General features: G+C 61.5%; 10 protein-coding genes and 1 tRNA gene. 1 reads left to right on the top strand and 10 read right to left on the bottom strand.

Annotated features, from left to right (window positions below; genetic code table 11):
• Positions 1 to 58: 58 nt before the first annotated feature.
• Complete coding sequence (locus CP49_RS41200) at positions 59 to 1372, bottom strand: patatin-like phospholipase family protein (protein ID WP_245311130.1); 1314 nt, start codon at positions 1370 to 1372, stop codon at positions 59 to 61.
• Between the two features lie 3 nt (positions 1373 to 1375).
• The gene (locus CP49_RS41195) at positions 1376 to 2203 is read right to left on the bottom strand and encodes a DUF3313 domain-containing protein (protein ID WP_063791851.1); all 828 of its coding nucleotides are present in this window, start codon (positions 2201 to 2203) and stop codon (positions 1376 to 1378) included.
• A 543-nt stretch (positions 2204 to 2746) separates the two neighbouring features.
• On the opposite strand from CP49_RS41195, the gene CP49_RS41190 reads away from it, so the two are divergent.
• Complete coding sequence (locus CP49_RS41190) at positions 2747 to 3469, top strand: response regulator transcription factor (protein ID WP_057855791.1); 723 nt, start codon at positions 2747 to 2749, stop codon at positions 3467 to 3469.
• Between the two features lie 363 nt (positions 3470 to 3832).
• On the opposite strand, the gene CP49_RS45655 is transcribed toward CP49_RS41190, so the two are convergent.
• From CP49_RS45655 to CP49_RS41155, 8 genes are all read right to left on the bottom strand, one after another.
• Positions 3833 to 3921 (bottom strand) — tRNA-Lys (locus tag CP49_RS45655).
• Positions 3922 to 4205: 284 nt separating this feature from the next.
• Positions 4206 to 6179, bottom strand: coding sequence for an ABC transporter ATP-binding protein/permease (locus tag CP49_RS44140; RefSeq protein WP_197423373.1), 1974 nt, complete (start codon positions 6177 to 6179; stop codon positions 4206 to 4208).
• Complete coding sequence (locus CP49_RS41180) at positions 6176 to 7927, bottom strand: peptidoglycan-binding protein (protein WP_057855790.1); 1752 nt, start codon at positions 7925 to 7927, stop codon at positions 6176 to 6178. The genes CP49_RS44140 and CP49_RS41180 overlap by 4 nt, the downstream gene beginning before the upstream one ends.
• Positions 7928 to 8074: 147 nt before the next feature.
• Positions 8075 to 8950, bottom strand: a complete 876-nt coding sequence (locus CP49_RS41175; RefSeq protein WP_057855789.1) for a hypothetical protein — start codon at positions 8948 to 8950, stop codon at positions 8075 to 8077.
• 146 nt (positions 8951 to 9096) lie between these two features.
• Positions 9097 to 10161, bottom strand: coding sequence for a PepSY domain-containing protein (locus CP49_RS41170; protein WP_245311129.1), 1065 nt, complete (start codon positions 10159 to 10161; stop codon positions 9097 to 9099).
• 210 nt (positions 10162 to 10371) lie between these two features.
• Positions 10372 to 11070 (bottom strand): hypothetical protein, encoded by a 699-nt coding sequence (locus CP49_RS41165; protein WP_057855787.1) that lies wholly within the window; start codon positions 11068 to 11070, stop codon positions 10372 to 10374.
• An 81-nt stretch (positions 11071 to 11151) separates the two neighbouring features.
• Positions 11152 to 12081: a hypothetical protein gene (locus tag CP49_RS41160; RefSeq protein ID WP_156438932.1), complete on the bottom strand. Its 930-nt coding sequence runs from the start codon at positions 12079 to 12081 to the stop codon at positions 11152 to 11154.
• A gap of 1 nt (position 12082) precedes the next feature.
• The gene (locus tag CP49_RS41155) at positions 12083 to 15238 is read right to left on the bottom strand and encodes an efflux RND transporter permease subunit (protein WP_057855785.1); all 3156 of its coding nucleotides are present in this window, start codon (positions 15236 to 15238) and stop codon (positions 12083 to 12085) included.
• Positions 15239 to 15255: the final 17 nt, after the last annotated feature.

The raw sequence follows: 15255 nt of genomic DNA, 5'->3' as shown, positions 1-15255 counted from the left end.
AAGCGATGCGCTTGCGTCCCGCGATGCCCGATATCTGCAATCGTGGAAGCAGAGCCCTTCAGTCCGGCATTGACACGGCCAAAGCGGGCGTTTCCGGATTCAACGGCGCTGGATGGAGAGCTTTCCTGGTCAATCCCGGAGGGCCTTTCATCCAGCGATAGCCCCGGAAACCGGCTCGATAGCCCTCATCATAGAGGGCCTGCATGTATCTTAATTCGAACAATTCCTCCCTCGTGACACCGAACTCTGACGGAATCGCCGCCAAGTTGAAGTCGGTACCATCGATCTGTGCCTTGGCATAGATGCGGTAAAGATCTCCAATTCCCTGGTTCTTGATGAGAGTGGAGATCGAACGTCGGGAGATCGAGAAGATACCTGCCTCGACGGCTTCCCATTCCGGACTGATTTTTCCATTTCGGATAATGAAGAGGCGCGTTGCAGTTCGCTTCGACCAGGGATCGCCGTCGCGGATGGCCAGTGAAGGACGCGATACGAAAACCTGCTGGGTCACTCCACCATCCACGTGCAGCTCTTCATAGGTCCGGCCCTCGACACGAACTGTTATGCGCACGGGAGGAAAAGCGCCTGGTATCGACGCAGAAGCCAGGAGAATCTTACGGAAAAGGTTGAGGGCCTGCGGGTGGCCGCTCATTGCGATCCTTCCCATGTCCCAAAGAACTGGCCGCTGCGCGTCCAGGTTCGTCGTTCCGATGAGCAGTACCCGTCCCTTCCTGCGCTCATTGGCGATCTCGCGTAGGAAGCGATCATCGACATATTTGGCGATCAGATGCTCGAGCGGGGAACTGTCGAACAGGCCGGATCCCAACAGAGGCGACACGATCCCTGGATCGTAGATGTCGCTCCGCTTGTACTTCGTGAATACTTCCCTCAGCTCCGCATCCCGGCCCCGTCCCAGGTAGACAAATGGAGCGGTGAGCGCGCCGGCGCTGACGCCGGTGACGAGATCGAAATCGGGTCTGCTCCCGGCATCGCCCCAGCCAACCAAGAGACCGGCCCCGAATGCACCGTTGTCTCCCCCGCCCGAGATAGCGAGGATATTGACCTCCGGCGATTGCTGCTCCCGCCGTCCCCGCGTCGCGGCCAACGCGTCGGTCCTTGGTTTTTCGGTCCTGGAGAGGACGGCAAAAGATTCGACCGACGCGTCTCCCCAGACGCGGATATTCGGCATGCCGGCAAGGTGAGCTTCGTCGGCAAGCCGCTCCGGTACGACTTCGCGGGGAATCATGGTTGCGCATCCAGCGCCCGCCACGGCAAATACGAGCAGAGCTGCAATACGAAGCAGGCTCTTCCGCCTGAATGCCGCTGTCACGAGCGTTGAGCGCGCGGCAATCGTCCAATCACGGAACGCCAATTGTTACGGCTTTCGAGCTACTTTCGGCCCGTCATCGGTCCATTCCGGCGGCAGCCCGAGCTTGCCACCAACCAGACCGGCAATGCCTGGAGCGCGGCCGTAGTTCTCACACGCTGCATACTTCGGCGCGAGGCCCATCTTCGAGCCGATTTTGTCCCAAGAAGGAATATCGATGCCTACACCTTCGAAAGGACTCTCGCCCTTGTTGAGCAGGTTTGCGAAGTCATCGCCGAATGCTCCGGCCAAGTCGTACGCGTCGCTCGCCTTCGATGCCCTGGGTGTGCTGAAAAAGGCGGTCGCACCTCTTCCCCAGACCATGGCCGCCTGCTGTTTCCCCGAGCGGTCAACGGCTTCAGCTTCGATGGAGAGATCTCCCAGGCCGATCGGAATGCGCGGGACTGGGATCGGAACACTGGTATCCACAAAGCTTACACCTATCGAAGTCGCGGCCGAGATGCCGGCAGCAACCTCGTCTGTCTCTGTTGCACGGGTAACGGCGGCGCGCACCGTGATGTCCGCTGGGACGTCCGGCGTGACAACTTTGTAGCGGTCGCTGAGGCTTACACACAGGGCGCGGCTCACCGCGTTCGCCACCAGCCCCCGCTGTTCGTTTGATAGCGTCGGTGCGACGTGAGGAGGGAAAGCTGTCGGCGCGATGTTAAGCGTCTTCGCTGCCGCCAATTGCTCCTTTTTCACCACAAGGCGGGACTTCGTGACCTTACCGTCCGATGGTTTCAGTCCATCGTAGGACGATAGACCGCCGCCTTGCACAAGCGGGGCAGTCGCGCAGCCTGGCAGCAAGCTAACAATGGCCAGCATCGCGAGAAACATTGAGTAATGCGGCCGACGGGCTTCGATTCCATTCCATGGCCGGTATCTTGATACGGAGCAGCGCCCGATCTCGCAGCCCTGCTCGCGCTTCGATGGCGACCTTGAGGGCCTCGCGGCGAAAAGGACCTGAACAAGAGGTGCTGCCGAGCCTCCGCCCGCAAAAGGTGCTAATCGTATTGCAGCAACCAACATCAAGGCAGCCATCACACCCGGCAACTGCTGATATGTGCTGGAAAAACATCTTCTCCGTGGAAGCCGGATCAAGCGCGACACGCGATATCTGACCCGACATGGGCGGTAGAAAGGAAAAGTCTCATAGGACCTGGATAGATTGATAGTGGCCGCGGAGCGCATTCAGATCCCCTGATAGTTGAACCCTGCGCCCTTGATAGACGGCTCACATGGCTCGGAATCTGGCCCCACATGACCGAATGTTGCTGCTCCACTGCCCTTTATGTCGAAAGATGTCCAAGCGACTTGAGGACAGCCTTTGTTACAAATATCTCCCTCCAACCTGCCTCGACGTGACTAGACCGGCTCCCCATGCACGTACCGCAAATTCTCGTTGTCGATGATGACCTTGAGATTCGAAAGCTTCTGGCGCGCTACATGAAGGAACAAGGATTTCGTGTGCAGCTCGCTTCGAGGTGTGCCGAAGTACGCGAACGGATTGCGACCAGCCAGATCGATCTCATCGTCCTCGATGTCATGCTGCCCGATGGATCCGGGCTCGATCTTTGTCGCGATCTACGCTCGAAGAGATCGAATGTCCCGATCATTCTGCTCACCGCGCTGAAGGAAGACGTAGACCGGATCATCGGTCTGGAGATTGGCGCCGACGACTACCTCGGAAAGCCATTCAATCCGCGCGAGCTTGTCGCTCGCATCCGCGCAGTCCTTCGCCGCGGTCAGGATGACCGCTCCCCGCAGGACGGGAGGGGTCGCTATCTTTTTGAAGGCTTCGTTGCCGATCCGTTTGCCCGTTCGGTGGTCGATCCGGGCGGTGGCAATATCGAACTCACGGGCGCCGAGTTTGATCTGCTTCTGATCTTTCTCACTCGTCCCGGCCGCGTTCTCTCACGAGACCAATTGCTGGATCTGACACGAGGGCGCGATGAAGACGTCCTGGACCGCTCGATTGATGTGCTGGTCAGCCGCCTACGACGCAAACTTGCAGCCGGCGGCACAGCTCAGATATTCAAGACTGTCCGTAATGGCGGCTACCAGTTTGCAGCCAAGGTCACTCATTTGGATGAACGGATATAAACGCTCCGCGTGCCAGCATGCGACGGGCATCGATCAAGTCTCTTGCTCAGATGGACCTAAGTGCCGGATGTACCCAGCGACGGCAGGTGTGAACGCCCCTAACCAAACTTCGGTTGTGGTTCTTTTGGCGACATGCATCCCGGCGGATTGTCCGATCTGCGCGCCTTAGTATCCTAATCTACGACGGGCTCGCGATCGATCTGTACCAATTGACTTGTGCGCAGTACTTCATGGCGAAGGCACAGAAACGATGGAAAAGCGCGCAGCAATCAAAGTTGGCTTCTTGGGCGGAGTTCAGAACGGATCAAGCCGATTTCCCCACTGAAAGGCCCGTTCTGGCTTGCCAATGCCGCGATCTCGCGATGGTGGGCGCACCAGGGCTCGAACCTGGGACCCGCTGATTAAGAGTCAGCCCCGAGCTAAGAACAATCAATAACTTGGCGGTCACACCCCAGCGCTTATCCCGCCGAAAACGGGTATCCTTCGCACGATCATAGTACTTCGTTGCACCGCCTGTCATCCGAGTGCTCGGACGCGGAGAAGGACGCCGTACAGCGGAATCAAAATCAGTTTGATTATTCAACGATTTCAACGCGCATTTGGAAGAAAGGCCAAAAATGCACCCTAGCATTTTCAATGGCTTGGCAGTCGTTTCCAAATAAAGAAGTAGCCCTCGCGAAGAGGATCAGTCTCGCAAAATCTGAGGCGATGCTATCCAACAGCTTTTTAGTCCGAACTAGTGCCGGAACGCTTCGGCCGGCTCGAGCGCGGCGGCGCGCGAGGCGGGATAGACCCCAGACAGCAGACCGATCACTCCTCCGACGGCCGGTGCGAGCAAGGGAGCGAGCGGGTCTAGCACCGGAGTCCAGACCTGATACGCCGAGACACCCACCACGATCAGCACGCCGACACTGGATCCGAGCAGTCCCCCCACGACACCCATGGACGCACTCTCAATGAGGAACTGTGAAGCGATGTGGCGGCGAGTGGCGCCAATGGCACGGCGCAGTCCGATCTCCGCCGTTCGCTCCATCACGCCCACCAAGGTGATATTTGCGATGCCAAGCGCGCCGACCACGAGCGACAGGCCGCCCAGCAGCAGGAACATCATATTGAGATCGGTTTGCACGTCGTCGCGCACGCGCCGCGGCTCCTGCGGTAGTTGCACCCGAAGCGTGCGCGGGTCGTCAGGCCGCAGCGCCGCCCGCGCCTGCAGCGCGATCAGGGAAGCGGCGCCGATCTTCGTCTCCACGATCACCATGCCAGGCCCGAACAGACTGAAATGCCGTCGCGCCGTCCCCTCGGGAATGATGACCGAACCAAGCAGTTCCGGCTTTCGCACCACATCACGGAGGATACCGATCACGAGATAGAGCTCGTCGCCGACATAGATCGCGGGCAGCCGCTCGACTCCAGTGATGCCCAGGCGGCGCGCGGCATCGGGGCCGAGGATCGCAACTCGCTCGGCGCGGGCAGAATGCCCGCCGTCGATAAACCGTCCCGAGGCGAGGTCGGCGCGCACCGCGCGGAACAAATCCGGCGAGGCGGCACGCACCGCCAGTTTGAATGCGGTCTGATTGGACGGATCCACCACCGGCGAGGCGCTGACGAGCATGTCGCGGACATTGACGTCGCTGAGCAGGCCCGCGGCGACGACACCGTTCAGCCGGACCAGCCGTTCCGGCGCGTCCCACGGAATGGCACGCGGATCAATCGTGCCGGTTGCCATTCCAGGCCGCGCCGTGATGAACAATTCCGTGGCTGCGAGTTGATCGAACTGACTGATGATGCGGTTACCGGCGGTTCGGGTGAGACCAATGGTGGCGACCAGCGCCGACATGCCGATCACGATGCCAAGCACCGTCAGCGCCATCCGGGCCGGACGCGCAATCGCCCCGGCGATGGCCTCGGATACGAGGTCGCGCGTTGTGATCCCCGAAGGCGCAATGCGCGCCCTGGATGGAGGTGGCAACGCCGTCTCGGTTCCACCAAAGAGCTGGCCATCCTTCATGTTGACCCGTCGCGAGCCCCTGCGCGCGACGTTTTCGTCGTGCGTTACGACGACGATCGTCATGCCCTCCTTGTTGAGCTCGGTGAAGAAATCCAGGATCGACTCGGTGTTCTTGGAATCGAGATTGCCGGTCGGCTCGTCGCACAAGAGCAGGCTCGGTGACCCCATCAGGGCACGGGCGATCGCCACCCGCTGACGTTCGCCGCCGGACAATTTCGAAGGCAGGAAATTCGCGCGATGCTCGAGGCCGACGCGGCGAATTTCCTCCATCGCCCGCTCGCGCCGCCCGCGTCCGGCCTGCCGGCGGTATACTTCCGCCAGCATGACGTTCTCGAGGACCGTGCGATAGGGCAGCAGGTGGAATGACTGAAAGATGAATCCAACGCGGCGGCTGCGCAGCCCGGCCCGCTCATTCTCGCTCAGCTTTGTCGTTTCGATACCATCAAAAACGTACTGTCCGCTGGTTGGCCGGTCGAGGCAGCCGAGGATATTCAACAGCGTGGATTTCCCCGAGCCTGACGGACCGGTTATCGACAGCCATTCGCCGCGCCGCAACACGAGGTCGACATCGATCAATGCGTCGACCGCGGGATCGGTCCCGAATTGCTTGCACACTTTACGAAGATCGAGGACATGGTCGGCATCGACAGAAGCCGTCTTGATCGGCACCTCCGGCCGTATATCCTCCATGAGTTTCATTTGACCGTCGCTGGCGCTGCCGCTGGCTCAGCTATTTTATAGCCGACCACCACGAGTTGGCCGGGGACCAGTCGCCCGTCGTCGGGGGCGTTCACCTCGACATAGCCGCCCGTTGAAAGCCCCGGCTGCACGGTGACGTATTCCTGCTTGCCGCCGCGATCGACCAGCACGCGCGACGTGCCGTCGGCGGCAAGCGACACCGCGCTGGTAGGCACCGCGGTGACCGCGCCCTTCGACGTTTCGATCGGGATGGTCAGACGAACGGAAAACCCTGCCAGCAGCACCGGCGTGGTCTCTACCCTGACCCCGAGATAGAAGTGGTAGCCGTCCACGCCACGCGTGCCGGGTGTATTCGCCACCGTCTCGACGATGCCGGTCGCCTTGATCCCAAGCGCCTGCTCGTCGATCGCAACTTTCATTCCGGGCTTCACCAGCGGCGCGGCTTCAAGCGGCAGTTGCGAGTCGATGCTGAGTTGGTTGTCCGTCACGCTCATGACCGGCCCAGAAGCATTGGCAGCGACTGCAGCGGTCACCTCGTTGACGCGGATCGGAAGCGAAGGGATGAAAACGACCTCGTCCGCAGGCACCTGCACGCCAAGCTTCGCGCGCGCGGCCGTGAGTTCGGCGTTCAGCCGCTGTGCTCGTTCGCTTGCGACCTTGACGTCAAATTCAGCGAGCTCTTGCTGTTCCAGCGCGGCGCGAACGCTACGCTCGCCTTCCAGGCGGGCCGCCTTCACGGCTCCCTCGGCGACCCGGATACGTTCGTCCACCAGCGCCGTCTCGCGCGACGCGGTCTGAATCGCGAGATCGGCTTCCATCTTCGCCTTGCGCTGCGCGGCACGCGCCACTTTCAGCTTGGCCTCGGCCGCAGCACGCGCCGTTTCGGTCTGGCGCGGGTCAAGAACGATCAGGGCACGATCGGCCATTTGCGTGGCGACATCGGCGCTGGCCGCGGTCGCCGAATGCGCGGCGCGCGCGCGTTCGGTTTCAAGCGCCAGTGACTTGCCGGACCGCGCGTCGGCCAGCTGCCGGCTGTCACCAACACGCGCCGCGCTGTCGAGGGCGGCCTGGCGCGTGTTCTGCTCCGCGATAGCCCGCGCGGCGGCGACGGCTTTCATCGCGGTTTCGCGCGTGGCCTCGGCCGCAAGCTGGGCGCGCGCGGCATCCGACCACTCTCGCTCGAGCGCCACGACGGCAGCGCGCTGTTCGCGGGTCGGTGCGTAAGGATCCCATCCGGCCTTCTTATACATGCGCTCGACCGCGGCGGATGTCTTCTGATCGTAATTGCCATCGACTGTGCCCGGATCGAAGCCAAGACGAGCCAAGGCTTCTTCGAGCTGGCGGACGTCGCCGCCGCTGGTTCCGGGCGCCATGTCGCGAAAAGCCGGGGCCACGCCCTGGAGGACAAAAACCGGACGGCCAGAGGCGGATAAAATCACCTCGCCTTCCCCAAAATTCGTATTCGGCCGGGGCAGCGAGGAGATCAGCCCGACGCCGCCCTTGACCGTCGAAGGCGCGATCGAAATCGGCTGCGGCAGTCCGAAGCGGACCGTGCCGCGGGTGACCACATCGGAACTCAGTACACGCGACTCAACAGGCACGAGGATCGGAGATGCCTCGGGGGGCGCGGTGCGAGCCGCCATTTCTGCCGGCGACTGGATCCTGGAACCCATGTACCAGGCGCCAAGCGCCATGCCCCCAACCACGCCCAAGATAGCCCAGAGAACGTTTACGCGCTTTGCGACCATGCCGTAGTCCCTCCCACCACCGACAGCGTGCGGGCCATCTTCGCAGGAAGCGTTGCGTCCGCCTTCGTCATGCGATGCGCTGCCAGGAAAGGAGATTACTCATAGCCGCCGATCTGGGGAAGTACGGGAGTGCACATCCTAATTGGTCTATTGCACCTTTCGGGAGAATAGCTCCTCCTGGATCTTCTCCTCGACTGGCGTCAGCACCTCCTCATGCATTTTGTGGCTCTTGACCGAGATCAGGCGCTCGAAATCCTGTAGTTTCCGCAACGCGGCTTTCTGGTCCTGCGACATCTTGGAAACCAACAGCTTGCCGCCCTCGGTCAGCGCGCTGAGCCGGTTCCGCAGGTCGGGTTCGATTTCGTCCGGATGGCCGTACTCGAAGCCGGCCTTCTTCATCTCCCGCTGCCAGTACGCAATCGCGGCCTTCATCCGCGGGTCCTTGTTGATCAGCGCATCCTGGGGATTGTAGTGGCTGGCCTTTAGTTGATCGGGCTTGAAGGTTTCAGTGAGCGCCTTGCGCGTGCAACCGCCGGTTCGCGACAAGTCCTCGGTCTCCAGAGCGACCGCCAAGGTGCTGAACACGTCATCGCCGAGCAATGCGCGATTGTAGGCGACCTGATCTGCGGGGGAAAGCTTGCGGAAAATCTGCACATTGCGTTCGCCTAGACCGACGCGGGCGGGGCTGTAGCCGGTCGCTAGCTGAGGCGGCAAACCCGTGTAGAAGGTGGATACGCCAAAGCCATAACGGCTGACGAACTCCTCCTCACTGAGGCCCGGAAGTTGTTTGTCCGCCGACATGCCCGCCCGCACCGTGTTGTGGTCGGCGGCGATGTACTGGAAGCCTTGTTCGCGCATGCAGCGCGCGATCAGTTCCTCAGTCTTCTCGATCGCCTGAACCAGTTCACGTGGCGACATGCCGAATTCCTCGGTGCCGAGGCCCTTCGGCGCCTGCGCCTGTGCCGCGGCTATCGCCGGCGCGAGCAGGACGGCGAACAGACTCGCGCACATCGTCTTCTTCATGACGCTACCCTTTCCGGTAAAGAACCACACAAATTTCGTGTTCCGTTTCTCCTGTCACCGTTTCCGCGGCGACGCCCCTTCTCGCCGTATTCCCTCGATCGATTGGCCTCGGCGCGCCGGAGTCACGCCGAGGCGACCGATCGATGTCATTCTGTACCGAGGATCCTTCCGGACTCGATGTCGACAAGAACGTCCTTCTCACCGCGCGAGGTCTGGATCTCGACCACGTAGACATTCTTACCGAGCTTCTTCTCGATCGTCACGTCGGTGGCCTTTCCCGGCATTCGCTCAAGCGCGATCTTGGTGGCCTCGGCAGCCGAAATCTTCGCCACCGGAGACTTTTGCTTCAAAGGCTTGTCGCTTGCCTTTCCGACGGTTGAGACGTTGGAGGCTGGATTGCTGGCTGGGAGCGCGTTGGAAATGACGAGCTTGCCGTCGGAGCTGTCGCTCACCACCCCCACATCTGGACACCAGACCTTGTCGGTGATTTCGTTCAGCTTGATCAGATCCTGCTCGCGGATCCGGGCGCAGCCTTTGAACGTCCCGGCCGGAACCTTTATTTCGATGCCGGCTTCCATGTTCTCGGAGCCACCAAAGGCCAAGCTCTTGCTGCCGGCGGCGATATAGCGATCACCGATCGTGAAAGTGCCGGGCATCAACATGCCGGGCTCGGTGACGCCGTCGCCGTCGGGATCGCCCGCCCGCCAGGTGCCAGCGAAAATCGGCTTGCCTTCCTTGATTTCCCAACTTAATCCGCCGAAGGAGTAGACGCTATTGGTGGTTTTATCGAGGGCCAGCCAGTTGATCGCGCGCTGCGTCAGGACGCCGTCGACACGTTCTTCTTCCTGCACAACCGCGGTCTTGAATTTGCCGATCCCGGGAATATCAAAATCCTCGGTGGTGTCGAGGACCACGGTCTCCTTGCGATACTTGCCGTCTGGGTGATCGGACCGTTCAAGCGCGTGCTTGTGGCCCGGCATGATCGGGTAATAGAGCGGGTTGACGCCGTGCGGGACGATATTCTCGCCCTTCAGATTCCAATCCTTCAGTGACGAGAAATCGTTGCCGCTCTTCCAGCGTGGCGGATCCTTGATCTCGCCGGCAGCAGCGCTGCCAGCGAGCGCGAACCCGGCCGCCGTCAGAACGGTGACCGCCAGGAGGATGATTCGCCAGTTGGTCGGCCGACCAGGTTGACCGCTCGTCGGCTTCATCTGTCGATCCAAACTCTGATTGTCGAACATCTCAATGCCCTCCAGTTACGGGCCGGCGGTCCGGCCAAACGTCGCCCAAGGTTGCAAATGTTTCATCCTCGTTTTGGCCGATGAGCGAGAGCATGCGCAGGTGCATCGCCGTTCCTGGACAGAAGGCCGGACATCGCCTGTTCGTCTCGCGCCAGTCTGACGTGCTCGGGCGAGCCTGATTCATCGCGTCCTCGCAGTGGTGAACCCAGCTTCGCTGAAGGACCGATTGCCGTCCTTCGCGACGGTCCCGATCGCGAATTTGTAGGCCTTGCCGGCACGCAAGAACCCTTCAGGCACTGTGAAGGATCTTGCCGAGCCCGGCAGCAGTGCTCGGATTTCGTAGGCCGAGCCGGTTTGCTCGATCACGATGGCGCAGGCCTCGATTCCCTTCGGCACGGACCATCTCAGGGTGAGAGCGGTGACGGATACGTCCTTCTGGTCCGGCCGCGGATATTCGAACGCCGCTGGTTCGGGGAATACGTGGCTCAACTGCGTCTCACCGCGCAGGTGCGCCCCCTTGGTCGTCGTTCCCTCAAAACGATAGACACCGGCCGGAAAATCGGTGCGCACGATCTTGTCGTCATCGGGCTCGGGCGATTCGAGCGTGAGGCTGCGAACTCCCAACTTCGAGTCCGGCGATCTAAGGTCGATCACCGTGCGCTCGTCCGGCGCCATTACTTTCAGCGCCGTGAGCCCATCCGCGGCACCGGTTACATCGAACCGGATCTCAGCATCGTGGTCTTGCACGTTACGCTCGAGATAGACGGAGAGCTTTTCGAAGCGACCATCGTCGGCCGCTGCTCCCGCGAGCGGATAGGTCATGGCGAACAAAGCGCCGATGGCTGCAATCCAGCTGTTGTGGCGATGCATGATGTTCACATCAGCCTCCCGCAGATACTCCTACCGGTTCTGGACCAGTCGGGCTCCTCGCCGGCACGCCCTACCGCGCCGGCGGGATACTCACTGGCCTTTTGCATTCGAACTCTTCATCAGTTCAGCGGGCGGCGTGCGACCATAGAGGTAGGCACGCTTCTCTATCTCCAGAGCCTCGGCGCGGGCCTTCGCCAGCGCATCGGGGGTGAGCTTCACGACCTCGACCAGATCCAGGGTCTCACGCAACTTTTCGCCCTTTCCCCTCCAACCGACTTTGATATAGCCGACACCGGGTGCGTAGTACTTGAGCTGCTGAGCGTCCGGCCCTTCGTGCTTGCTGCCCTCCGCGATCACCAGAACGTCCTTGTAGCAGCCCGCCGGAACACAGGCCTTCTGACCGACTTTTTCTACAGCTCCGCGGTCCGCCCAGTTGAACGGGGGCGGCGCGTAGCCCTGTGAGTAGCTTGGTGTCCCCGGCCGCGGGTCTGCCTTCATCATGATTCCTGCGTGCGAGCCATCCATGCCAGCGAGCCAGGCCCGATTGCCCACGAACTCCGCCTCGTCGTACACTTCACGCAGCTCACCCAGCAGCCAGACGTTGCCGTCCTTGTCTTGCGCGAAGAAAATGATCTCCGATTCCTTCACCTTGCCCTCCTTGTAGTCCACATCCCAGACGACTACGGTCCGCACGCCGTTGATTACCTTGGTGAGGTCCGTCACGGTCTGCACCACGCGAGCGGGAACGCGCTTGCCTTCCTCCTCGGTGAACCCCTTGTAGACCACCTGAGTCCCTGGCTGCAGCGGGAACCATTTGTTGTCGACATTGGCGGAGTTATCGAAATTATTGCGATCGAACGCTTCGAGCGTGTCCTCGGCAGCCTTGCTCTTCTGCGCCAGAGCCTCGCCGCAGGGCAGTCCGAGGCAAATGAAAGTCACAAGCACAACCAAGGCCATTGTTTCCTGACAATATCTTATCGCTGCCTTTGCCACGCTAGCCTCCTCCAAATTCATGTTCATTTCAGACACTCCCGGAGACTCGTGCCGCTCCTGGAACAGTCACGCTGTCCGTCAGCGCGCCAGCACCGCGACCGAAACGGAGATAGAATGCAGGCAGGATAAACAGGTTGAGCAGCGTCGATGTCACGAGGCCACCCAGAATCACGACCGCCATCGGATATTCGATCTCGTGGCCCGGCAGGTCGCCGAAAATGATCAGCGGCAGGATCGCGAGCCCGGCGGCGCCGGTCGTCATCAGGATCGGTCGCAACCGCTCGCTCGCGCCGCGAAGCACGAGCTTCATGCCGAACACCTCGCCCTCATGGCGTTCCAGATACTGGAAGTGGTTGATCATGATTATCCCGTTGCGGGCGGCGATGCCAAGCACGGTCAGGAAACCGATCAACGAGCCAAGAGAAATTACGCCGCCCGCGAGCCACGCCGCGAGGACGCCGCCCACCAGCGCCGAAGGAAGGGTGAGGAAACTGAGCGCGGCCAGACGCCAGCTATCGAAAGACTGTCGCAGAAGTATGAGTATGCCGGCGAGCGCCAACAGGGCGAACAGTTGCAGCCGCTCGCGGGTGGCGCGCAGTTCCGCATACTCGCCTTGCAGCACCGCGTAATAGCCAAGTGGAAACGCCATCTTCTGCAGGCGCGCCTGCACCTCCTCGGCGACGGCGGCGAGATCGTGGCCCCGCACATTCGCCTGCACGTCGATCCGACGGGAGCTTGCCTCGCGCTTGATGGCATTTGGTGTCGGCTGAATGCTGACATCGGCCACCTCGGACAGCCGGACGCGCTGCCCGGTCGGCGTGTCAATCAACATGTCGCGGACCGATTCCATGCTGTGGCGGGCTTCCGGCGCGGTCCACACCTGCACGTCGTAGGTGCGTCCCTGGATGAAAATGTCGCCGACCTCGGTTCCGGCCATCAGTGACGCGGAGGCACGCCGGACATCACCCGGCTTCAGACCGTGGCGTTGTGCCTCGTCCAGCTTAACCGTCACCTGAATGTGCGGCACTTCGACCATCAACTCCTTGTGCAGGTTGACGAGGCCCGGAGTGTCCGCGAGTGCAGCGCGAACCTCCTCCGCCTTGTCCCTCAGTACCTCCAGATCCGGGCCGAAGATGCGGACGACGATCGCCTCGCCAGCCCCGGTCAGGACCTCGCGAATGCGTTCCTTCAGATAGGTCTGCACATCGCGGTAGAGGCCGGGATAGCCGTCCACCATTTCCTCGACCCTGGCATGTGTCTTGTCGTAGTCGGCGTCTTTGCTGATGCTGATCCAGTTCTCCCCGAAATGGACGCCGTAGACCTCATCGGCGGCGAAGGCCTGGCCAATATGGGCGCCGAAATTGCGTACACCCGGAATGGCGCGCAGTTCCCTGCTCGCGCGGGTCGTGATGCGCAGCATCTCGGGCAGCGACGTGTCGGGGGTGGTGACCCAGTGCATCAGGAAGTCGCGCTCCTTGAACGAAGGCAGCAGCGAGTGACCGAGCAGTGGCCAAACGCAGATCCCCACGAGCGTCACGACACCGACGGCGACATAGGCCGCGCGCGGCGTTCGAGTGGCCCGTTCCAGCAAGGGCGCGTAGCGGCGCTGCAGCCAGACGATTACCGGCGATTCGCACCCTTCGAGCCGCGCGTTACGCAGCAGGAGGAGACAGAGCGCCGGCGTCACCGTCATCGCCACGATGAGCGAGGCTGCAATCGCGAGCACATAGGCCGTAATCAGCGGCTTGAAGAAGGATCCAGTCAGGCCTTCCATGAACAGCACGGGCACGACCGCGACGACCACGATGAGCGTAGCGTAGACGATCGGCGCCCGCACCTCGAGCGAAGCGTCCAGAATGATGCGCGCGGTGCTCCGCGCGTCGCCCGCTCGCCGCGCGAGACGCAGGCGCCGCATGATGTTCTCGACGTCGATGATCGCGTCGTCGACGACGATCCCCAACGCGATCACGAAGCCCGCCAGCATCATCGTGTTGACGGTGGCGCCGGCCTGGAACAGGACGAGGCCCGCCGCGAGCAGCGACAGCGGAATGGCGACGATGCAGACGATCGCGGTGCGCAATTCGTAAAGGAAGATGAATATGATTCCCACGACCAGCACGCAGCCTAGCAATAACGCCCACGACAGATTGGAGATCGAGTCCTCGACGAAAGTCGCTGGCCGGAAGATTGTCGTATCGATCTCAACCCCTGGAAGGCCGGGCTTCATCCTCTCCAACGCCTCCTCCACCCCGCGGGTGACGGCGAGCGTGTTGCCCCAGGGGAATTTTTCGACGATGAGCATGAGGCCCGGGCCATCGTTGATAACGGCATCGCCAATCATGCCCTGCGGCGCGTAGACAAGATTGGCCACGTCGCTCAGCAGCAGTGGGGGTTCTTCAGCCGATTTGGTCACCGGCACCTTGGCCAGCGTCTCCGGTGTAACGCCGACGCCGACGAAGCGGAGCTGAAAGCGCTGATTGGGCGTTTCGACGAAGCCGCCGGTGCCGATATGCGCGCCGCGGGCATAGCGCAGCAGTCCAACATCGAGTGCATCGGAAACCGCCTCCTGCACCTGGTCGAGCGTCACGTTGACATCGGCCAACCGTTTCGGATCAACCATGACCTGAAGCATCTTGAGCTGCTCTCCCCAGATCGCGACGTTCGCAACGCCGGGAACTCCGAGCAGCCGCTGCCGGATCGTCCAATAGGAAAGCATCGACAGGTCCATCACGGACTTGTCCTTCGACGTAATGCCGACCTTCATGATCCGGCTGGTCGAGGACAATGGCGGCATCATGAAGGGCGGCGAGGCCCATGTCGGCAGGGTCTTGCTCGCGAGCGCCATCCGCTCGCTGACCAGTTGCCGCGCGCGGATTTCGTCGGCACCCGGCTTGAAGATCAGCAGGATCGACGACAGTTGCGGCACCGACTTCGACCGCATCACGTCGACGCCAGGGACGCCGTTGAGCGCGTTTTCCAGCGGCACCGAGACAAGTTGCTCAACTTCGGCGGATGAAAGCCCAAGACAGATGGTCTGGATCTCGACCCGCGGCGGCGCGAATTCCGGGAATACATCCACTGGCACGTTGCGCAGGCGCGCCAGGCCAAACCAGATCAGCACCACGCCGAGGGCGAGGACGAGATAACGAAAGCGCAGACTAGAGCCAATAATCAGCCTCATCATCGGAAAACATCCTCCCA

Origin of the sequence: Bradyrhizobium valentinum, assembly GCF_001440405.1 — a bacterium.
Lineage (GTDB): Bacteria > Pseudomonadota > Alphaproteobacteria > Rhizobiales > Xanthobacteraceae > Bradyrhizobium > Bradyrhizobium valentinum.
The sequence above is the reverse complement of the archived record's forward strand: the minus strand, read 5'-3'. Positions and strand labels throughout refer to the sequence as shown.